Origin of the sequence: Paenibacillus sp. FSL R7-0333, from assembly GCF_038000365.1 — a bacterium.
GTDB lineage: Bacteria > Bacillota > Bacilli > Paenibacillales > Paenibacillaceae > Paenibacillus_AQ > Paenibacillus_AQ silagei.
On sequence record NZ_JBBOBZ010000001.1, the window covers coordinates 6235106 to 6256802 of the forward strand.

General features: G+C 54.2%; 15 protein-coding genes. 1 reads left to right on the forward strand and 14 read right to left on the reverse strand.

Annotated elements, in window-relative coordinates; all coding sequences use genetic code 11:
• Positions 1-15: 15 nt before the first annotated feature.
• From MKY86_RS26440 to MKY86_RS26500, 13 genes are all read right to left on the reverse strand, one after another.
• Positions 16-1065: an aldose 1-epimerase family protein gene (locus MKY86_RS26440; RefSeq protein WP_076080516.1), complete on the reverse strand. Its 1050-nt coding sequence runs from the start codon at positions 1063-1065 to the stop codon at positions 16-18.
• Between the two features lie 34 nt (positions 1066-1099).
• Positions 1100-1978, reverse strand: coding sequence for a class II fructose-bisphosphate aldolase (locus MKY86_RS26445; protein ID WP_076080514.1), 879 nt, complete (start codon positions 1976-1978; stop codon positions 1100-1102).
• Between the two features lie 13 nt (positions 1979-1991).
• Positions 1992-3509 carry an FGGY-family carbohydrate kinase gene (locus tag MKY86_RS26450; protein WP_076080512.1) on the reverse strand — a complete coding sequence of 506 codons (1518 nt, stop codon included), beginning with the start codon at positions 3507-3509 and terminating at the stop codon, positions 1992-1994.
• A 9-nt stretch (positions 3510-3518) separates the two neighbouring features.
• Positions 3519-5588 carry a TIM-barrel domain-containing protein gene (locus MKY86_RS26455; RefSeq protein ID WP_076080510.1) on the reverse strand — a complete coding sequence of 690 codons (2070 nt, stop codon included), beginning with the start codon at positions 5586-5588 and terminating at the stop codon, positions 3519-3521.
• Between the two features lie 34 nt (positions 5589-5622).
• A complete protein-coding gene (locus MKY86_RS26460; RefSeq protein WP_076080508.1) occupies positions 5623-6504 on the reverse strand; it encodes a carbohydrate ABC transporter permease in 882 nt (293 codons plus the stop codon).
• A gap of 14 nt (positions 6505-6518) precedes the next feature.
• Entirely contained in the window at positions 6519-7427 is a 909-nt protein-coding gene (locus MKY86_RS26465; protein WP_340827593.1) for an ABC transporter permease, read from the reverse strand.
• 18 nt (positions 7428-7445) lie between these two features.
• On the reverse strand, positions 7446-9068 hold the full coding sequence (locus tag MKY86_RS26470; RefSeq protein ID WP_076080506.1) for an extracellular solute-binding protein: 1623 nt from the start codon (positions 9066-9068) through the stop codon (positions 7446-7448).
• Between the two features lie 41 nt (positions 9069-9109).
• A complete protein-coding gene (locus MKY86_RS26475) occupies positions 9110-12352 on the reverse strand; it encodes a DUF6259 domain-containing protein (RefSeq protein ID WP_076080504.1) in 3243 nt (1080 codons plus the stop codon).
• 36 nt (positions 12353-12388) lie between these two features.
• Entirely contained in the window at positions 12389-13807 is a 1419-nt protein-coding gene (locus MKY86_RS26480; protein ID WP_076080501.1) for a family 43 glycosylhydrolase, read from the reverse strand.
• A gap of 9 nt (positions 13808-13816) precedes the next feature.
• The gene (locus MKY86_RS26485) at positions 13817-15460 is read right to left on the reverse strand and encodes an extracellular solute-binding protein (protein ID WP_076080499.1); all 1644 of its coding nucleotides are present in this window, start codon (positions 15458-15460) and stop codon (positions 13817-13819) included.
• Between the two features lie 98 nt (positions 15461-15558).
• Entirely contained in the window at positions 15559-17229 is a 1671-nt protein-coding gene (locus MKY86_RS26490) for a response regulator (protein ID WP_076080497.1), read from the reverse strand.
• A complete protein-coding gene (locus MKY86_RS26495; RefSeq protein WP_340827594.1) occupies positions 17226-18887 on the reverse strand; it encodes a sensor histidine kinase in 1662 nt (553 codons plus the stop codon). The genes MKY86_RS26490 and MKY86_RS26495 overlap by 4 nt, the downstream gene beginning before the upstream one ends.
• Positions 18888-19073: 186 nt before the next feature.
• On the reverse strand, positions 19074-20033 hold the full coding sequence (locus tag MKY86_RS26500; RefSeq protein ID WP_076080495.1) for an acetylxylan esterase: 960 nt from the start codon (positions 20031-20033) through the stop codon (positions 19074-19076).
• A gap of 100 nt (positions 20034-20133) precedes the next feature.
• Here MKY86_RS26500 and MKY86_RS26505 point away from each other — a divergent pair, with 100 nt between their 5' ends.
• Positions 20134-20997 carry a PocR ligand-binding domain-containing protein gene (locus MKY86_RS26505; RefSeq protein WP_076080493.1) on the forward strand — a complete coding sequence of 288 codons (864 nt, stop codon included), beginning with the start codon at positions 20134-20136 and terminating at the stop codon, positions 20995-20997.
• Positions 20998-21244: 247 nt separating this feature from the next.
• On the opposite strand, the gene MKY86_RS26510 is transcribed toward MKY86_RS26505, so the two are convergent.
• Positions 21245-21628 carry a hypothetical protein gene (locus MKY86_RS26510; RefSeq protein WP_036726210.1) on the reverse strand — a complete coding sequence of 128 codons (384 nt, stop codon included), beginning with the start codon at positions 21626-21628 and terminating at the stop codon, positions 21245-21247.
• Between the last annotated feature and the right edge of the window lie 69 nt (positions 21629-21697).

The window sequence follows — 21697 nt, forward strand, 5'->3', positions numbered from 1 at the left end:
AATTCCTCCGTTAGTTCAGTTCGTTTTGAATTTCATTTCAATCCCGTAATGAACGGCTTCTCCAGGCTCCAGCAGTTGCAGCGAATCTGCTTCGCGTTCTTCCGCTCTCCCCCGTGTCCAGCAATTGGACGGCTCAAGTCCCAGCACATGTTCACCTGCTCCGGGCATTCTCCACTGCACCAGTCGGGGCAGCGTCCGCTGATCCCACTTCAGCTCTACCGTCAGGCCTCCCGATGAAGAGGATAAGCCGGGTACAGGAAAAGAAGGGCTGCTGATTTGTGCGCAAATGTACGTTTGCCGTTCCAAGGGCTCATGGTAATACACTTGTTCCTTAAAACTCTGATCCGGCGCCTGCCATTCATCTATCCGCGACATCTCCATGCTGCCGTCTCGCGGAACACTGTTACTCTCCGGCAAGATGATCCTGGTATCCTCCGCAAGCAGCGGAAAACCAAAGTTGAAATGATACAGCATCAGATGCGGGGCAGGTGTGAACCCTGTATTCTCCACAATATCGCTAAGCTGCAAGCTGTTCTCTCCAAGCCTGCTTGTAATCGTGCGGGTCAACCGCAGCTTATGTCCAAAAATGGACGTCTCCTCTATGACTCCCCGCAGGCGGATCTCATATTCATTGTCTTGCCATTCCGCCTGATACGAAGCTTGGCGTGCAGGCGTATGATGAATCTGTCCATGCAATCCATAAGCTCCGTAATCATCCCGGCCGGCCGCACCTGCCTGCGACAATCCGCAAGTCATCAGCAACCCGCCGGAAGCCGTGTGCAGCCAGTGATTCCCCTCATCCCTGAAATAAGCGGCATGGGGATCGCCGTTGGCGGCAGACCAGCTAACCGGAATGCCGCAAAATTCAGCCAAAGAGATATCCATTCCCTTGCCGGGATGCACCCAATAGGAGAGGCCGGAGCCGGTCCGCACACGGAACACTTCCTGACCGGCCTCCGGCCCTTCTCTCATTACAAAGGGCTGCACTCCTGCAAGCTGCTCTATTCTCCCAACTCTGGATTCCAGCTCACGACGGGTCCATTCTCTGCCATAAAGTCTTGCCATACCACCATTCCTCCTGCACCCGGGAAGGAAAGCCTCAGGCTTGTCCGGCACTCCCGAAAATTCTCATCGTACGAACAATATCCTGCTGCACTGCTTCCATAGCCCATCTGGATAGATCATGATAATAGCTTTTGCGCTGCTGCGCGCTGTTGGCCGCCAATTTCGCCTGGAGGGTATTGGCCACTTCATGCGCCATATTGGAATAATAGTTAAGCTTGCGGATGCCGCACTGTATGGAGGCTTTATAGGCGGCTTCATCCAGTCCGGACCCGCCATGCATCACCAGCGGCAGGCCGGTAAGATCTTTGATGAGCTTCAATCGTTCAAAATCGAGAACCGGTTCTGTCAGATAAACACCGTGCGCGGTCCCGTAAGCAACGGCGAGCGCATCGACATCAGTATGTTCAATAAAGGTTTGTGCTTCTTGGGGATTGGTGTAAACATCGTCCGGATCATACTCTTCTATTTCTTCCTCGTCTCCACCGCCTTCCGGACGCAGAATCTTGCCAAGCTCAGCCTCTACGGAAACGCCGAGCGCCTTGGCGATTTTGCTGATCTCATTGGTCTGGCGGATATTCTCCTCCAGCGGCAGATGCGCACCGTCGAACATCACCGACGAGAAGCCGAGCTGCATCGCCCGGATCAGAATTTCGTGATCCTGGCCGTGGTCCAGGTGTACTGCAACGGGAACCCGCGCTTGCCTCGCAGCCGCCAGTATAATGGGAGCGATCACCTCCAGCGGAACAAGCGGAATATGTACTTCCGCAAAGGACAGAATGACCGGTGAGCGCGCCTCCTCAGCCCCGGCAATGATTCCCCGGACCATCTCCAAATTAATCACATTGTACGCGCCGACGGCATAACGCTTGGCTTCGGCATCCTTCATTAACTCTTTCAGGGTTACTAATGGCATTCTTCAGCATCTCCTATAGGTTTGACATGGCGCTATTCACCGCTTGATACAGCCGTTTATATTTGGCGTAATTCTCGTCATAGTGCTTGCGGTTCTCCGGGCAGGGATAGAAGGTAGTGCCCACTTTCACCAAACGGCGGGCAGCTTCTTCATAGGAAGGGAATACTCCCAGCGCCACCCCGGCCAGAATAACCGCTCCGAGAATACCTGCCTCTTCGATATCAAGGGCGATGACGGCCCTGTTCATGATGTCCGCCTTGATTTGCAGCCACAGGGCGGACTTGGAACCGCCGCCGCAGGCTTTTAGTTCCCTGATACTCATACCTGCTTGCTCCAGGCAATCCAGATTGAGCCTCATCTCATAGGTGACGCCCTCCATCAAGGCTCTGTACAGTTCACCCTTCGTGGTGTTGAAATTCAAGCCCGCGATGACCCCAACCGCAGCCGGATTCATGTATGGAGTGCCTGAGCCGGCAAAATGCGGCAGTACCAAGATGTCCGTGGGACCTTCTCCGGCGCTCTCGCCCATAATCTCATAGACACTCCGGCCGGACTCATCTGCCGCACATTTCTCTTCATAACCGAACTGGTCCCTGTACCACTTGAGCAGGGAGCCGCCGGTGAAATTAAACGCATAGGTGGTATAACTCCCCTGGATATAAGGAACCAGCGCCAGCTTGCTGAGCGCAAGCGCCTTATCATTGACCTGCATTTTATGGAAGACCGGTGTGATGCACTCTACGGTGCCAATGCCGTCTACGGCCGAGCCTTCTTCCGTGACTCCCGCACCGATGGCAGCGCATACCTGGTCATGTCCGCCGAGCACCAGCTGAAGGTGGGCAGGCAGCCCCAGCGCCTCAGCCGCTGCGGGTGAAATCCGGCCCAGTCGTGATCCAAGCTCCAGCGCCCGGGGAAATATGCCCGTCTGTAACCGTGCCGCCCGGATAATATTTTCATCCCACTCAAGCCGGTGGACATCAAAGGCCATCGTTCTGGACGCCAGCGAATAGTCGATTATCGGTCCTGCACCCAGCTTATAGAGAATAAATGATCCAAAAGGCAGAAAGGTATACAGCCGCTCATAAATGTCCGGCCGCTCTTCCCTGTACCACATCAATTTGGAGAGGGTGTACATCGGATGGGGATGAAGACCCGTCTTGCCAATGATATTCTCTTCTCTGATATGCTCCACCAAAACCTCCAGTTGCTCGCTTCCCCGCTTGTCAATATACAGCAGGCTGTTGCCAAGCACGCATCCTTCGCTGTCGAGTAGAACGGCAGCCTCCCCAAAGGAAGAAACGGACAGGCCGGCAAGCATGGCAGGCGGCCTGTCATACTTGTTCATTGCGGAACTTATCACAGCTACAACCGCTTCCCATACCCGCTGCGGATTCAGCTCATAACAGCCGCTTTCCGGCGATTCCATGGGATATTCTCTGTATGCCTGGGCCAGCACCTCGCCCGTTGGAGCCATGATGAGGCATTTCGTACCTGTTGACCCGATATCCAGGCCTATGAGATCGACGGCCATGTCCCCGATTCAGCCCCTCTCCCCATCCGGGACGTATTTCACACCGGCTAGATTATAGCGCTCAGAGATTTTCTTCTGATCCTCTATGCTCAGACCACCTGCTTGAGTTACCTGTATCCGGGCAAAAGGCAGGCTCTCAGTAATCACCGCATAGCTGACTGCATCATCACATAAAAGCGAGCATTCCCCTGCTTCCGCACCGTACAGAACAGGCTCTACATTAAAAACGGTGTCGTCCCGGACACACAGAACGGGCTCTGCCCAAGGAATCAGCGCGCCGCGCTTGATATATAAAGGCACTTCATCCTCTGCAACCTGGCGCGAAACCCATTGTCCGCCGCTCAGCCACTCCCCGGTCAGCCATTCGTACCAGCGTCCTTCGGGCAAGTAAATTTGACGGGTGCTGCCGTTGCCGTAGACCACAGGAGCAGCCATCAGATCGTCTCCAACCATAAACTGGTCGAAGCAATCCAGCACCTCAGGGTCAGCAGGGTAATCCATCACTAAGGGACGTATAGGCGGTACCCCCTGCTGGCGGTATCTGCCAAATGCGGCGTACAGGTACGGAATGAGACTCATCCTGATTTGCATAAGCTTTCTGCATTGCTGCGCCAGCTGCGGCCAATCCTCCAGCCATTCACCGGCATGGTTCTTGTCATAATCGAATTGTTTCCATGGCGGCGAAGGAATCATATAACAGTTAAGCACCGCCAGAGGCGAGAAAATCACAGCGCCAATCCGGCGCAGCAGCTCTTCCCTCGTAGCTGTCTGGCGGACCTCCGGCGACCAGAGGAGACCTGAGAAAGACGCTGTAGCCAGCCCCCGTACGAAGTCTTCATGGTCGTAGAGGTCGCTGTACAGTACATAGGGATAGGGCGCCGCAAGCGCGTGGGAAGCGCGCACCTGTCCATAGGTCCGGCGGTCCGCTGCCTTGAACGGGGCGAGCATCGTTTGCTGATAGAGCTGGCCGAACAAGCTGTGCATCTGCTCCCCGTCCGCGCCTCCCGGAAAACGGGCGAAATCGGGAAAACCCCAGTTGCCGATATAATCGCCGTTGTCGCATTCATCCAGCTTGAAGCCTGACAACCCTGCCTCAATGAATGGCTGATGGATGTCCGTGAAGGCTTCCCGGGCCTCAGCTTGCGTGAAATCCGGCACCAGACCGTCCCATACATAGCTGTCGGCAGAATAAGGTTTCAGCTCCGGGAAGACAGGACTATCAGGATGCACATACGCATGCTCCCACAGATTGAGCCGGTACCCCATGCCATTCAGATCCTGGATCAGCTTTTTCTCATCCGGAAATCTGTTGCTGTCCCACACATAGGTACAGGAGTAGGCGTTCGTCTGCCAGCCGGGCTCCAGGCCAAACATGTCGCAGGGCATTTCATCTTCTCTGATCTGCCGGGCCAGCTGCAGGACATCCTCCTGATCCGCATGCCAGTCGGCACGGTACATCATACCCAATCCCCACATCGGCGGTAACGCCCCGCCGCCGCTGAACAGATTATAGCGGCAGACCGCGTCCTTCATATCCCCGCCGCAAAACACATAAATATCTACTCCTTGCGCCGCGGGGATGTCCACCAGCATATTGCCGCTTCCTTTTTTCACTTCCCAGTGGCCCTTCTCGGTGCCTGCCGATTCGAAGCCTTCCAGATCCTGCTTGCTGCCAACTCTCTTGCACCCTCCGCTGAAAAAGGTGGCGTACCGGGCTGTATCCACCAGAATTCCATAACCGGCAGTGCTTACATAAAAGGGAACCGGCGCATGGGAATCGCCCAGATCCGCAGAGGGGTCGGAATTCGTGCGCAGCTTCTTCTTGCTGCCGCTCTGCCTGAACGATTTAAGCTGCAGGCCCAAGCCGTATACTTCCTCTTCCGGCTCCAAGGGAATCTCCAGCAATACCGAGCCTTGACGAGGCTGAAATTGAATGTCCTCCCTAAGAAAGGGAAGCGGATGATCTTCAAGCGCATTCAGCGCTTCGAGGCATGTGACAGGCTTCAATACTGATACCGGTGTAAATTCTTCGGGTGTTCCGAAGGTCAGCTTAAAGATTCCGCTGGCAATTTTCTGCATAATCCACTTCTCCTACTGTAAATAGTTTTTGGAACTATCCCTTCACGCTTCCCAGGACGAGACCAGACACGAAATAACGCTGTAAAAAAGGGTATACACACAAGATGGGCAACGTGGCCAGAATGATCTGCGCGCTCTTGGTCGTGCGCGGTGAGATGCTGGCCAGGAGTGCAGCATCCTCAGACCTCACATTGCTGAAATCGAAGCTGACAATAATGGAGCGCAAATAGGTGGCGAGCGGATAGTTCTCGGTCTGGTTCATGAAGATCATTCCGTCAAACCAGCTATTCCAATGCCCTACCATAGCCAGCAGCAGGATGGTCGCAAAAGCAGGTAAGGACAGCGGGAAATATAACCGCCACAGGATGGTCCAGTGTCCTGCTCCATCTATGCGGAAGGACTCATCCAGTTCCCGGGGCAGTCCTCTGAAGAAATTGATCATCAGAACGATGTTGAAGACCGCCAGCGCTGTCGGCAGAACCAGTACCATCATGGTATCCAGCATGTGGAGGGATTTCACCTGCATGTACAGGGGAACAATGCCTCCGCTGAACAGGATGGTGAACATGAAAAACCATACATAAAACGTCCGCATGCTGAAATCCCTGTTCTCCCTTGAAAGGGGATAAGCCGAAATAAAGGTAACCAGCATCTGCAGCGCGCTGCCGATAAGCACCCGGATCACAGCCACGCCCAAGGATCTTAGAAATTCCGGACGGGTAGCGATAAATTTATAAGCGTCCAGTGAAAAGTCCGACGGAAAAAACCGTACCTTCCCCATCGCCACCGCCGAGGCGGAGCTGAAGGAAATGGCTAACGTATTGACAATCGGCGCAATGCAGAGGATTCCCAAGAGAATGAGAAATACTGTGTTGAATACTGCAAACACGATGCTGCCGTTCAAACGATATTTCACCTTTGCTCCCCCTTTCAGAAAATGCGGTAATCGGCAAACTTATAAGCCATATAGTATGAAACTGAAATAAGCACTCCAGACACCAGCGATTTAAACAGTCCTACAGCAGTCGCTACACTGTACTGTGCCTGATTGAACGCCAGCCGGTAGACCAGTGTATCCAGAATATCGCCGGAATCGACAACCAGCGGATTGAGCAGCATAAATACCTGCTCAAACCCGGCGTTCAGCACATTGCCCAGACTGAGCGTAGCCAGCAGAATGATCGTGGGCCGGATGCCGGGCAGCGTAACATGCCAGATCTGCCGCCAGCGGCTGGCTCCGTCAATCATGGCCGCTTCATATAAATCGGGATTGATGGAGGTTAGCGCAGCCATATAAATAATCGTATTGAAGCCAAAGTTCTTCCACACTTCAGTAGTGACCAGTACACCGGGGAACAGCCGGTTGCTGGACAGGAAGCCCACCGGCTCTCCGCCAAAGGCCTGGATGAGGCTGTTGATCACCCCCTCCAGACTGAGGACATCCAGAATGATGCCGCCGAGCACCACCCAGGACAGGAAATAAGGCAGGTACATCGCAGTTTGCAACACCCTTTTCAACCTATGGCTGCGCATTTCGTTCAGCAACAGGGCAACCACAATGGGCACAAGCAATGAAAATACGATTTTTAAAATGGAGATATAGATCGTGTTATACATGACTTGCCCGAAGCGGGGCATGGAAATAATATATTTGAAATTGTCCATCCCGACCCACGGACCCGCAAGCCAGCCCTTGAACACGCTAAAGTTCTGGAAGGCCATAACAATCCCCATCATCGGAATATAGCAGAATAGAACGGCCAGAATAATTCCCGGTATCAAGAACAGATGGTACGGTAATTCATGTCTGAAGCGGCTCTTCAGGTGCAAAGCTCTCACAATAGGCTACCCCTTTCATCACAAGCTGGCGTTGATCTCGTCCAGAATCTGCTGGCCGCCCAGCTTGTGCCACTCGGATACGAAGGTATCGAAGGCGTCAATAGGCTCCGCACCCATGATGATCTTCGTGAAAATTTCACGTTCATAATCGCCCAGAATGCCCATTTTGTTCAGCATCGTTTCCGTGGTGCCTCCATAAGCCTGGGGAATCAGACGATCCGTGCCATAGCCCTCCACAATCGTTTTGAAGGCTTTGACCTGGTGATACTCCATATAGCCGGTCCCCTTGCCGTCCAGATAGGCTACACTCGGCTCGTATTTCCCCGTCTCGGTCAGCGCCTGATCCAGCTTGCTGGGATCGCGCTTCTCGATGGCTTCGATCAGGTATTCCAAAGATTTCACGGTGGCATTATCGGTCGTAAGGGTCCGGGCCAGAGACAAGTGCCCCTGTTCCACAATGGTCTGCCCTTTTTCGAAAGCAAAGAATTTCTTGACCTCGGGATCATTCCGGTTCGGACCGTAAGCCATCTCGTTGTAATCATTCAATAATTGGACCAGGATCTCCGGATGCTTGTAATCTTTGTTCACGGCATAGTAGCTCACCACGGTTGTACCTACATTGGCGAACACATCCTGCCCGTCGGCGCTCGGGGCCGCCACTGGAGTCCAGACCATATCCGGCTGGCCCTCCAGGCCCGTACCGTACATGTATACATTCCAGCAGCGTCCATAGCTGATGCCATATTTACCGCCGCTGACCTCCTCCGTCACCTTGGTCGTATCCTTCATGCCGAACTCCGGATCAATCAGGCCGGCCTGATACATTTCTCTGAGCTTCGCTAAGGCATTCTTCATTTCAGGCTGCACACTGCCGTAGGTGATCTTGCCGTCATCTCCTTTGAGCCAGCTCTGCGGATAGGCATGATAGCCGTTGAAGAATCCGGTGGTGGAGGTAATCCCGTCGAATAGCCAGTTGCTGAATGCCAGTCCGCCGGTATCGTCGATGCCGTTGCCGTCCGGGTCCTGCTCCTTGAAGGCCTTGGCCACCGCAATCACATCGTCGATGGTCTTCGGCACAGGCAGGTTCAGCTTATCCAGCCAGTCCTGCCGCACCCACAGCAGGCTGGGTTCATAGATGACCGAGGTCGTGTAAGGCAAGGCCATGAGCTTGCCATCGAAGGTGGCCGAATCCATCGCCAGGCCACCGTCACCGGTGAGAATCTCTTTGGTCAAATCAGAAGCATGCTCCTCGAAAACATCAGTCAGATCCGCTGTCATCCCGGCCTTTACCATGGTCTCCAGCTGGTTGGTGGACGCTTCGATGACGATATCCGGAATCGACCCCGAGGCAATGACGATATTCAGCTTCTCATTGTATTCATTCTGCAGAGCGGTCCATTCGTGTATGACGTTCAGATTGAACTTGTCAGCATAATGCCGGTACCAGATGTTGTTCGCAAAATCATCCCCTGCGGGATACCCCCACGTGGGCAGGGAATAACGGCCTACCCGCAGGTCAATCGGTTGCTTCGGATCGGCACTGGAGCTGGCAGTGTCTTTGGTATTGGTATTGGATGGTGAGCTGCAGGCTGTCAGGGCCAAAAGAACGGTGCTAATAGATAAAGCGGCAATTTTTCTCATGATTTTGCTTCCCCCTCATATTCGGTTTCTGCATGATCTCTTTATTGCACAATCAGAGCCGGCTGGCCCCAGAAGGCCCTGTCATATCCGTAGTCGCCCAAAGAATCAGTGATCAGGGTGATAATGACCGAAGTTCCGGCATATTCGGCCAGCGGGATACTGAACGGCGTCCAGGCCCCGCCCGGCATGATATCCTGCGACCACTGTACCGTTCCGTTCACCGCTATGCGGAAGCCGGCGCCCTGGGAGTCATCCGATCCGTCCTTAATGCCGGCGAATCCCTGCAGTACAGCCTGCGTGTCTGCGGGCAAATTCAAAGCATATTCAATATGCGTCTGCCCGTGCTGCGGCGGGTGGGCATCCAACCCCTGCTTCTCAACGCCGAGTACAGAGCCGCTTCCCGGGAATCCGCCGAACGGAGACTGGGCTTGCCCTTCGCTTCCATCCTCGAACACCAGGCTCGAATGATATGGAGCTCCGGGTAACAATAACGGCAGCTGCACAGGAGCAGACACGTTGTGAAGCAGATACACCGTACCCGAGGCAGGTGCTGTAATTTCGTAGTGATTGTTACCTAGACTTACAGACGAGGCTGCTCCGTAGCTGGATTGCACCACAGTTAAGGGCAGCGGGCTATTCACCTTGAAGCTTACGCTGCGGTTGCCGCCATAAGTTGCAACGGCTACCGTAGGTGCCACCCATACGGCAGAATCATTGTCCACCGTCACTCCGGGATGCGTCTCCAGCCTGAGGGTTACTTCTTTGCCTGCTAATTCCGACAAATCCAGTTCCATGGCTGTAGGTGAGGCGCTTCTGCTGAACTGCTCTTCACTCAGCACCGTACGGTCCCCAGGCGCTTCTGCCTTATCCCAAGCGGATACCTTGAAGGTTACACCGTCACTGCTCGCAACGTTCTGCTCGGAGCCCAGCTGCACACCCGCTTGAAAGCTCGCTGCCGCTGCTGCGGGCAGACTGATGTCAAATTCCAGCCAGGTATGCCCGCCTTGCCACTGTCCTGCGTAAGGCGGATGGGCCAGGATCCGGTCGCCCCAGTGCTGCACAGTTCCTCCTCCGGGGAAGGAGTAGGAGAATCCGCCCGTGGTAGGGAACGGGGCTGCGGTTGTATGGACAGTACCGTCTCCCAGGACCTCTCCTGCTCTCACCGGTCCTTCGTAATTCAGCAGATCTATATCCCCGGACTGAAGCTTGTCGTCCATAACGATGGTGGTGTGGGTGGACCGGCTGGACAGCCGTTTTAGCGCCACATCCTCCGGCCACTCATAGACATGGAATCCCTCGGGATCGCGGACCTGGTTCAAATACAGATACGTTTTGTCCGGGTCCAGCCCGAACAGCTTCTGTTCATCATAGAGCAGCCACCCCGGAATGCTTCCCGGCAACGGATAGGTCTCTGCCCCGTACAAATAACGCATGATATCGGTGCCCCCGCCGGAAGGGTTCCCGTCGTAGGCGGTCAGCTTCTCGCCATAGGAATCGCGCACATATTTGGCACTGCCGCCATTAGCTGTCCTGAAAGCAAACAAAGTGGGATCTGACATATTGCTGAAATCAGCTGTAGGCTGTGCACTCTGGTACCAGCCCGCTTCATCCAGCAATTGTTCCATCAGCGGGGTAGGATTGGCGATCTGGCCCAGATTGGGTCTTGTCAGCATCGGAATAGCCCCAAGCCGGTTCTGAACAACCTTATGCCAGGCCATGAAATAATCCTCCGTGATCGGATTCGCATGATCGGGATGACCGTAAATGGTCGTATAGGGTGCAAAAATCGCTGAGCTGGCCGGAACCACCTGATTGATTTTGCTGTCATCCCACGTTCCGCTCGCGGAGAAGATGCCATAGGCATGGCGCTGCGCAAAGGACTCATACCGTGTCGTGATTTCGTTCAGGCTCTCCCCGCCCAAGGCGATATCCGGCAGCGCTTCTCTAAGCTCGCGGTGCAGGGCGATATTGCCTTGCATCATGTTGTTGCCGTCAATCAGGCCGTTGGCATCGTTATACATGAGCAGAGACTGGTCCAGATGCAGCGCGTCCGGTCCGACCTCATTCACCAGAGCAGTCATCTTGTTAACGAAGAGTTCCCGCCACGCCTCCGCCGCCGGATTAATAACGGCGAATGAAATCTGTTCCGAGCCTGCGGTATACTCCCAGCGCTTCCGCTCCAGCGTGAACGGATCTTTCACCTGATAGGGCTGCATCTGTGTGTAATTATCGTTGTTAAATGATGTTCCAAATATGTTTACATACAGCATCACGTGGAATCCCAGCGCCTGGGCGGCATCGATCCTGGCTGCGATATCCGGCTTAGGCTCATAATTGGGAAAATTCACATCATAGGGGTCCGCCCTCCAGCCAGGAACCACCAGCAGTGTCCGCTCTGCATCTACCCGCTGTGCAAGCTCCTCCAGCATCGGCTGGTCTTCCAGATCCGTCAGCACTGTGAATCCGATATCCTTGGCCCAATCCGGTGCGTTCGCGGAGGATTCAGACAACCCGAAGGCACCATCTGCCCAAACCCGGTACATCTCCGATCCGTTTGCCCAGTCACCGGCGTAGGCTTTAAGCCGCCAATCGGTGGATGCCGCCTTAGTCGTCTGCTGAAATGGAGCGGGCGTTTGCGTCTCTATCCCTACATAGAAGCTGCCGTTCTCATGCTTCACATGCAATGTTTTGAAGTACGCCGCATTGTCATCCGCATGAACCAGCAGCCCGCCACCCTCCCCCTGCACAAGAAACATCTGTGCCTCCCAGACATCGGGGTAGGTGAACTGGGAGAAGCCATAGGCGGCGTCCGGTGATTCGGCAGTGAGCCGGATCCCGCCCAGTGCGGGAATAATCAGATCATACGTATCCGGGATAATGAATCCCCATTGCACGCCCGATATGCCGGGCTGCTGAGTCTGCGCATACTGGCTGACAGTCAATGTACCATCATATTTACGGGCAACCGTCGTCTCCAGTTCAGCCAGCGAAGAACCTGAGCCCCAGGTGTGTTCATAAGTGACATGCCCCTTCTTCGCGGACACGGCGGAAGCTGCTGCATCATTCCACAGATTGTTCTGCGCCAGATGGCGGATACCGGTCAGCTTGCCTTCGTTGCCGCGGGCCAGATTTATCGTTCCATAGGTGAAGTCGATGGCTGCCGTGCCGGAATCAATCGTCACCTTCACATTAGCTGTATCTGCAAAACTAAGACCCGGCAGACTGCCACACAAAAGGATACACGCCACACATACCATCACTGTTCTTCTGACAACATTGATCATTACCTATCCCCTCTCTTCATCCGGATTGGAATGGACCTACATTGCAAACTGCCTGGTAATGAATTCCGCACTCCCCTCACTCACGAACAGCCCCATCCCTCCTTGCTGGAAATCGTACAACCGCGCGCTTAACGCGAGTTCTTCGTTTACATAGACTACGCATACCTGATCCTCCAGATATATGCTTAACGAGCAGGCGATTCCGGGCAGCAATTGCAGCGGCCGCTCCATGCCGACGGCGTAGGGGACATCTCCCTTCCTCGGCCACTGGTCAACGACAATCCGGTTACGGCCCGGCTCCAGCCGGATCATATACCCCTGCCCGAACTCCTGATCGGTCCGCAGAACAATGCCGCAGCCCCGGGTGCCGGGAGCGAACGTTATCCTTGTCTCCAGCTTGCAGGCGCCGTCCGGTAATGGCCCCGCATAGGCACCGGCGAAGGAATCGGCTGCCGTAACCGCGGCCGTGCTGCCGCTGAACTTCCAGCGTCCGAGCACTTCGGTGAAGGATAAAGCGCTTTCCTCACTGAAAGCAGCATTCAGGGTATCCGGCGCTTTTACAAGCAGTGCACCGTCCGCGCCCTGGACTATCTCATGCACAACCAGATGCCCGCCCCATTGCCAGGTGCCCCCGTCATGCTCACCTTCCCGTGTCGGGTTCCATCCGAATGCATAACGCCGCTCACCGTCAGTCCAGGTCTTGGCGGCATAGAATGCCCGCGTATCAAGTGCATCGTTCTCGGGCGCCAGCCAAGGCCCCTGCAGTGAGCGGCTCATCCGGTAATGCGTGACCGTACGGTCCGAGAATGTCGAGTACAGAAGGTACCACCAGTCCCCCATCCGGAACAGATCCGGGCATTCGTGAGTCGTATACAAGTAGGGAGCCCAGAACGGATCGCGTACCTCCCAGCCGGTCAAGTCCTTGGAGGCGCATAGGGCTACGCAGCCGCGGCGACCCGCGGGACCTTCCTTCAACCGGGCGGCAAGCAGCATCCAATATTCCCCCGCCTCCTCGTTCCAGAACACAAACGGATCGCGCCAGTCATGCTCCTCGTAGCTCTCCGTTGGTGCGTAGAAGGCATCCTCCGGCCGTTTCTCCCAATGTACAAAATCGCTGCTGATCGCATGCATCACTGCCTGCTGCGCCTTGCCCTCCGCCGGATAATGAAAATTATTGCCGGTATAGAAAATATGATAAAGTCCGTCTTTCTTCAGCACGCATCCCGTATAGATATACAGGTCCTGCTCGGATACCCCGCCCCTCGGCAGAACCTCTCCGTATTCCTTGTAGTGAATGAAATCCTGGGTCCCCAGCAGAAACCAGGGCGTACCTTCACCGTGTCCTTCCCTGTCGCGCCAATCTTTCAGATACAGCAGCTTGAACTCGCCGTCTTCATAGAACGGGATAACGTCGGCCAGCCAGCCGTCTTCAGGCTTGTAGAATAATTTGCTCATGCTGCTCGTTCACTCTCCTCCATACGGTTCATTAATTTCTTCCAGGATCGCCTTACCGCCAAGCCGGTTCCAATCCGTTACGAATCTATCGAATTCATCAATGGAAACCGCACCCATAATAATTTTAGTGAAGGTTTCTTTCTCGAGTCTGTCCAGCATGGCCCACTTCTCTGTCATCGTAGGGGTCTGTCCGCCGAAGGCAGTCATCAGCAGCCGGTCGCCGCTATAGTGGTCCATGGTCGTCTCGAACCCGAAGTATTGATGGGCAACGGCCCAATTGTCCATATTCCCGGTTGTCAGGTAATCAAGAGTTGGCCCGTATTTGTCGGTCTCGGTGAGCGCATCCTTCAACAGGCTCTCATCTCTGTTCTTAATGGCCCCGCGCAGTAACGACAAGGACTCGGCCACATCTTTGTTCGATACGCCGGACTGGACGATGGACAGCCTGGAGGTGTTGATCCGTCCGCCGGCTTCTTCCACGGTAATGAATTCGCCTTCGCCGCGTCTTGCTCCATGAACCACCTCTTCATGCAGGTTTAGCATTTTCACCACTGCCTCCGGGTGCTGATAGCCTTTGCGTACTACGACATATCCGCTGGCCGAGAAGCCTACGCTGGCCTTGGCCGGCACGCCATCCACCGAAGGCACCGGATACGGCTTCCACTCCATTCCGGGGTTTTGCCGTACAGCATCCAGGAATACATAGGGATTCCAGTTGGCGCCGAACGTCATTCCGAGCTTGTTCGCGGAGATATCCTCCACCACCTGGTCGCTGTCCTTGACACCGAATTCCCGGTCCAGCTGCCCGCTCCTGTACATCTCCTGAAGCTTGCCCAGCGCACGCTTCATCTCCGGCTGAATGGAACCGTACATGACTTGACCATTCTCGTCCTTAATCCAGGTCTGGGGATAAGCGTGATATGCATTGAAGAATCCGGTAACCGAGGCAATGCCGCCATACAGGTAATTATTGATGGCCAAGCCAAAGGTATCCTGCTGGTTGTTGCCGTCGGGATCTTGCCCCGTAAATGCATCGGCAATCGCAAACACCTCCTCCAGCGTTTTGGGCTCAGGCAGACCTAATTTGTCCAGCCAGTCCGTACGCACCCACAGCAGATTGGCTTCGTAGATCGGAGCATTGAGGATGGGAATGGCCAGCAGTTTGCCATTGAATGTGGCGGAAGCCAAGGCCGCGCCGCCGTCTCCCATCTGCAGTTTTTTGGTGCGGCCGGAAGCGAATCGCTCATATACTGCCGTCAAATCCTCCAGTTGATCCGCATCCGCCAGCTGTTTGAGCTGGCCTGCCGAGACGGAGAACATCTCCGGCAGACTGCCCAATGCGATTAGGACATTCAGCTTGCGGCTGTACTCGCCCGGCAGGGCGGTCCAATCGTGTATAATTTCGATGCCCAGCAGCTTGCGGTACTCCCGGTTCCAGATATTATCTTGGATGCTGTCACCGCGGGGATACGTCCAGGTCTGATCGACCGGACGCGCGATGTGAAGCTGAATCGGCGGATCATATTGTCCAAACGGGTAGGCCTCATGTTCCGCAGAGTTCGGGCTTCTGTTCGTTCCGGGACTGCTCGCGCTCAGCAGAAGCGACAGAACGATTCCATAAGACGTCAAGACTGCCAATCTCTTTCCCTTCACTTCTTATCCCCCCTAATCTTGGTGGGCCGTTCGTGAAAGTTCGCCTTATTTAGCATTATTATAGGCTCGCTTCCCCTGGCCCCTCTACTCGCCGATTTTCACTTTTGATTATCCGATTTGGATAAGGTATGCCGCTCTCTGTATTCCTGGGGAGTAATACCGGTCTCCTTCTTGAAAAACCGGTAGAAGGATTGCTCCGTCATAAAGCCGACCGCTTTCGAAATGTCCTGAACAATCAGACTGCCGCCCTCCAGCAGCTTCCGGGCTTCAGCCAATCGGGAAGAAGCCACGTAATCCGGCAACGACTGGCCCGTTAAACGCTTATACAACCGGGTCAAGTAATACGGATTGTAGCCGACGACATCACCGATCCGGGTCAGTGACAGATCACCGGCCAAATGGTGCTCCACGTACAACCGGACGCGGGTAATCAAATCATGCTCGCGGTAGACCTGGTCATCCTGCTTTTGTTCAAACAGCTGCATGGCCAGCGCCGACAAATAATCTTCCGCGCTCTCCCAAGAAGGGTGGGCCTCATATCTTGTAAGCTTGTCCAAATCAATGGACTCTCCGATGACCTCATGCAGTTCCCAGCGGTTCATATAAGACAGCAACAAACACATGAGCGAATAGTAGATCTCCAGCTTCAGCCGGTTGTCGGTGCCACGCGCAGGGGAGGCCAAAGCTGCCAGCTTCCCGAATTCGAGAAAAAAATGCTCCTGCTGTCCGTTGTCCAAATAAGCCGCCATGGCTCCCAGCTTCCCCAATTGGCTGCTAATTTCATGATTGTGCAGCTCTGCCTGCTGCGCCTCCTCTCCAGCTTCCTTGCGCTGTTCGATCAGAACAAGCTCCTTGCCCATGCCAAGTCCCCTTCCCAGCAGCGCCTTCAGGGTGCTGAACTGCCGGGGCGCCTCCTCCCAGGGGCGAAATGCTGCACCGGCCGAGAACGACAGCCGCAGCTTCAGCAGCCGCTTGCAGCTCATGGCGATCGTCTCAAGCGTCCCATGAATGAACCGGAGCGCACTCTCCCTGTCCTCCGGAGCGTCTGCCATAGGCTGCAGCAGCCACAGCAGCTTGTTCTTCTCATAACGCAGACTGAGGCAGCGCACGGAGGGGAGCCAATATTCTTCGGCAATATTCCGGATAGCGTACAGCATCAGCTCCCTGTCTGCTACACTAAGCTCGTCCCGCCAATCGTCCACACGCCCGATGGTGAGCAGTACGCCACGGGCAGCATCCAGTGGACACTCCAACTCCTGGAATTTATGTGCAAGCTGGCTTACGCCCGGGCTATCCCCCTGCATCAGCTCCAGCAAATAATCGCCCAGCAGCAGCGGACGGACAAGCTGTAGCTGCCGGTGCGCGCGCTCGATCAGCTCCTCTGCTTCCACCGCCGCATCCAATTGCGCAGCGGCCTGCTCCACAGCGTGAAGAATCGCTTCCTCGCCTTCTGTCTTCAACAGGTAGTCCACCCCGCCGCCACGCATGACTTGCTGTATATAATCAAATTCGTTATATCCGCTCAAAAAAATAATTTTGCACCACGGCCAGTGACGTCTGATTTCCTGCTGCAGCTCCAGCCCGTCCATTCCCGGCATACGGATATCGGACAATACAATATCGAACTTCATCTTTCCGAGCTGCTCCAGTGCCTCCGCAGCGGAATACGCACCGTATACCTCCAGCTCCAGCTTGTCCCAATGCCCGAACAGATCAAGCAGGTTCCGTACAATCCACCTTTCATTATCGACAATCAGCAGTCTGATCATGGCTGTCTCCCTTCTTCCCGTCTTATCATCAGCAGCACCTTCAATCCGCCCAGCCCGCTGCGTGACACCTCAATTCCGAACGCCGGACCATAGTTCAACTGAAGCCGGCGGTGCACATTGAGGATTCCTGTCGTCTCCATGGCTTCTTCAGCAAGAGCCAGCGTTCTGCGCAGCGCATTCAGCTGTTCATCGTCCAGCGATTCGCCGTTGTCTTCCACCCCGATGACCAGCCGGTCCGCCTCTTCCTCCCGGAAGGTTACCCGCAGCATCCCTTCTGCCAGCTTGTTCTCCAGCCCGTGGGCATAAGCATTCTCAATTAATGGCTGGACAATGAGCCGAGGCACCATGGAAGCCTCCCACCCCTGCGGTATGGGCTCCAGTTCGGCTGTGACCGTACCGGCGAAACGTATATTCTGAATCTCCACATAAGACCATGCGTGCTTCATCTCGGCAAGCAGACTGACCTGTTCTGCTCCACTACGTGTAATAAACTGAAAATAGCCGCTGAGATGGTGAAGCATCCGCTCGGCTACTTCATGTTCCCTCATACGAACGAGACCCTGCAGAATGAAGAAGGTGTTGTAGAAAAAATGGGGGTTAATCTGCGATTGCAATTGCTTAAGCTCGGATTGCTGGGATCTGATTCTCTGCTCATACACCTCATGAATCAACTCCTGAATCCGCTCCAACATATGGTTGAAGTGGTTATATACATAATTGAATTCATCCTGATTGCCGTGATACAGCCTGACACTCAGATCACCCATCTCCACTCTCCGGAAGGAAGTAATCAGCCGCCTCATCGGCTTATGAATAAACCTGTATATCCAGTAAGAGAAAACTACGGCGAGCAGCAAAGCGACCAGCGACTCTCCCCAAATCCAGTTGCGGTGCTTGTTCAGCGGCTGGAGAACCGTTTCCGCAGGGACAAACACGGCCAAAGTCGTTCCCAGCAGCGGTGAATATTCACTGGCTCCAAAATAATCAATGCCTGCTGACTCCAGCCGGTATTGGCCAGACTCGCCGCTGTCGTCGAGCAATTCTCCCCGCAGTGCTTCCCCGAACGCAGCCAGCATCGAGTCCTCCACACCGGAGGCAATCTGCCACTGACCGCCGGTGTCCATCCATACAGCTCCTCCGCCCTCCCCCTCCGCCATGCTGGAGAGTGAGCGGAGAATCTCCGGGCGTGACAGCTCAATTTCGATGGCCAGCACAGGCGCCCGGCCGGCGTACACCGCATCGGGGTACACGCCGCTCATCAGCAGCTTCTCGCCCATGCCGAAGATCGGTGATTTCATGTGGGCCGGGTTCAGAATGTCCTCCAGTTCTTCAAGCGGCATCGCACTGTCGAAATTGTTGGCATTGATGCTTCGGTCCAGGGAAGGAATATACAGCTTAACGTTCTCCACGAACGGGCTGGAGCTTTTGAGCAAATACAATTTACTCTTGGCGGATAACAAGGCGCGGGTCCGTTCATAATCGTTCAACTGGTTCGGAACCGTCGCCAGCAAGAGCAAATCATCGTCATTGACATACTCCAGCTTCAGCCGCGTAAGACGGGTAAGCTCTGTCTCCAGCGAAGTCAGATAGAAGTGGACACGGCTGGCCATGGATTCGGATATTTGCTTCTGGACAACCTCCTGTCCGGATTGATTCATGACCAGACCCCACAGGTAGAGCGGAATAATGACAAGCAAGAAAGCCATAACAAGTTTGGGATAAATTGAAAGCGTTCTCATAAATCTGATCAACAGCATCTCTCTCCTTCCACAAGCCTCCCCTGTAGTCCCATCATACCTCTGCAGCAGGCCCTTAAACAATAATAAAGAGAGGCTGTTAGCCTCTCACATTTCAAGCAGAAATTGTATGGTCTTGTCCTCGAAGCCCGGCAGCCGTTCATGGATAAAATCGGGATAGATCTCCAGTTTTTTGTCGCAGCGGAGGCGGTTATAGGCGGCGAATTGCGTCGAAGGCGGACACACCGTATCCAGTAATCCTACCCCCATCATCACTTTCCCGCTGATCCGGTCCGCCAGGTGTTGAACATCAATATAGCCGAGCCGTTCAAAAATCTCATCCTCCCGCAGGTGCTGGGGATCGCGGTGACGGAAAAACGTCCGCAGTTCCTCGTAGGCATCTCGGGCCAGGTCCATTTCCCATACCCGTTTATAATCACACAGGAACGGAACACTGGGTGCAGCCCGGTTGATCCGCGGCTCAAGCGCCGCACAGGCCAGCGCCAGCCCCCCTCCCTGCGATCCGCCGATGGCACCGACGCGGGCGGCATCGACTTCCGGCATGTCCATTACAATTCCAGCCAGCTGCGCCGCATCAAGATAGATCTGCCGGAACAGCAGCCGTTCGGCCGCATCATCCAGTCCGCGAATCAGGTGCCCTTTAAATGTAGTTCCTTTGACCCCGCCAATATCTTCGGACAGTCCTCCCTGGCCTCTGCAATCCAATGTGGCTATAGTAAAGCCCAAGGAAGCATAGATCAGCTTGTCGGCCCAGTCATCCGAATGGTGGGCGTACCCATGGAACTGCACGACCGCGGGGTGCGGACCGGCAACATGCTTCGGCTTGATCAGCTTCGCGTGGATACGCGCTCCGCCTGTCCCTGTAAAATACAAATGGAAGCATTCGGCGAATGGAACCTGAAATTCGCTCCTCACCAGTTCAACGCAGGCATCCGTATTTCTCATCTCTTGCAGTGCCTGCTCCCAATAAGCCTCGAAGTTGGCCGGACGGGGATTCCGTCCCTCATAAGTTAATAATTGCTCTAGCGGCATATCAATTAGCGGCATTAAAAAGCACCTCCGTCACTCTTTGTTTGTGTGTCCTATATCAAATACAGTACAATGTTGCCAGCAACGCAGATCCACCGGAAGAAGAGGAGGCCGCACCATGAGCTTGTTGTTCAACCTGCCCGAAGTCAAGGAATTACTGCGCAATTTCTATACATTGACCGGTATTCGCACCGTGATTTTCGACAATTCCTTCACTGAGCTAGCTGCCTATCCCACCCGCCATTCGACATATTGCCATATCATCCGCAGTGATCCGCGTGCAGAGGCCCAGTGCATCCTCTGTGACCAGGCAGCCTGCACCCAAGTGAAAAAGGAAAAAAAACTATACACCTATCAATGTCATGCCGGACTTACCGAAACGGTGGTTCCTATTCAAACGGACAATCAGGTCATCGGATATATTATGTTCGGCCAATTGCTGCAGACCGGGTCCCGCGATGAGTTATGGGGGAAGGTCTGTGAGAATATAAGCCCCTATAATGTGGATATGAATAAACTATACAGCGCCTTCCAGCGCAAAAAATACATCTCCAAGGAAGTCATTGATGCTTACGCCAAAACCATGGAGATGAGCGCCAGCTACCTGTATCTATCCCGGATGCTGGTGCTGAAGGAGGATACGCTGGCACTAAAGATCGAGGGTTATATTACAGAGCATATCAAGGAACCGCTGTCCGTTCCCGTTCTGTGTAAAGAATTCAGCATCAGCAAATCCCATCTCTACAAGCTCTCGGAGCAGAATTTTGGCATGGGCATGGCGGAATATATCCGTAGCCTCCGTATTCAAATGGCCAAAAGGCTGCTGGGTGACACCGATAGCCCTATTTACGAAATTGCGGAGCAAGTCGGCATTCCCGATTATAATTACTTTACCAAAGCTTTTAAAAAGGTCACCGGCACATTGCCCAGAGTCTACCGCAAAGAAAACACTTTACAAGGACGCACTCTGGACCGGTTCTGATTGCACCCGTGTGGAAGCGTATGCAGCAAAGTAGGGCCATGGCAGCTTCCTGCAATAGCCACTGTTCATCACCCCCGGCCTATAGCAATATTGCCCTGCTCTTTGCTGATCTTATCATCCGGTCCATAGACCGAAATAGTAATAATCGTCTCAAATAATAGTCATTTTGTTCTCGAAGGTGTGCACTCCAGACGGCGTGCCTGGCTTATCACGAGACAAAAAAAAGCCGGCATTCGCCGGCTCTTACTTAAATCCAAGCGCGAAGATTCACCTGCTTGATGAAATCCGCCTGGGACAAACTCTCTTGGGATGTTGTCTCTATCTCTTCCACTTCAACTTCTTCGCCGTTCATCAGGTGATGGAACAGCTTCTCGTTGTACGTTGACAGTGCATAATCTATCAGCGCTTCGTGCGTGGCTCTCTCGGCTTCTGCTACCAGCAATTGCTCCTCGGCCTCAATATCCTCTGCCGTAACATAGAAATTCCGGTTAGCTTCGGGAACACGAATGACATAATCAAACGCATTATCAGGATTGCGGTCGTAAGCAATCAGGTAGCCATAGTCTCCGATAGGAAGACTCTGCTCAAAAGCGTCTGCGACAATGACAATCTTCTCTCCTAAACGCAGCATCATCCTACCTCCTGACCAAAATCTATCATGGTTCTGCTTGTTTCAACAGTCTACTAAAAAAAGATAGAG

Bases quoted from the DNA above. Each gene is read 5' to 3' on its own strand.
- MKY86_RS26440 (WP_076080516.1), bottom strand. From the start codon at position 1,065: ATGGCAAGACTTTATGGCAGAGAATGGACCCGTCGTGAGCTGGAATCC.
- MKY86_RS26445 (WP_076080514.1), bottom strand. From the start codon at position 1,978: ATGCCATTAGTAACCCTGAAAGAGTTAATGAAGGATGCCGAAGCCAAG.
- MKY86_RS26450 (WP_076080512.1), bottom strand. From the start codon at position 3,509: ATGGCCGTCGATCTCATAGGCCTGGATATCGGGTCAACAGGTACGAAA.
- MKY86_RS26455 (WP_076080510.1), bottom strand. From the start codon at position 5,588: ATGCAGAAAATTGCCAGCGGAATCTTTAAGCTGACCTTCGGAACACCC.
- MKY86_RS26470 (WP_076080506.1), bottom strand. From the start codon at position 9,068: ATGAGAAAAATTGCCGCTTTATCTATTAGCACCGTTCTTTTGGCCCTG.
- MKY86_RS26475 (WP_076080504.1), bottom strand. From the start codon at position 12,352: ATGATCAATGTTGTCAGAAGAACAGTGATGGTATGTGTGGCGTGTATC.
- MKY86_RS26480 (WP_076080501.1), bottom strand. From the start codon at position 13,807: ATGAGCAAATTATTCTACAAGCCTGAAGACGGCTGGCTGGCCGACGTT.
- MKY86_RS26490 (WP_076080497.1), bottom strand. From the start codon at position 17,229: ATGATCAGACTGCTGATTGTCGATAATGAAAGGTGGATTGTACGGAAC.
- MKY86_RS26495 (WP_340827594.1), bottom strand. From the start codon at position 18,887: ATGAATCAATCCGGACAGGAGGTTGTCCAGAAGCAAATATCCGAATCC.
- MKY86_RS26500 (WP_076080495.1), bottom strand. From the start codon at position 20,033: ATGCCGCTAATTGATATGCCGCTAGAGCAATTATTAACTTATGAGGGA.
- MKY86_RS26505 (WP_076080493.1), top strand. From the start codon at position 20,134: ATGAGCTTGTTGTTCAACCTGCCCGAAGTCAAGGAATTACTGCGCAAT.
- MKY86_RS26510 (WP_036726210.1), bottom strand. From the start codon at position 21,628: ATGCTGCGTTTAGGAGAGAAGATTGTCATTGTCGCAGACGCTTTTGAG.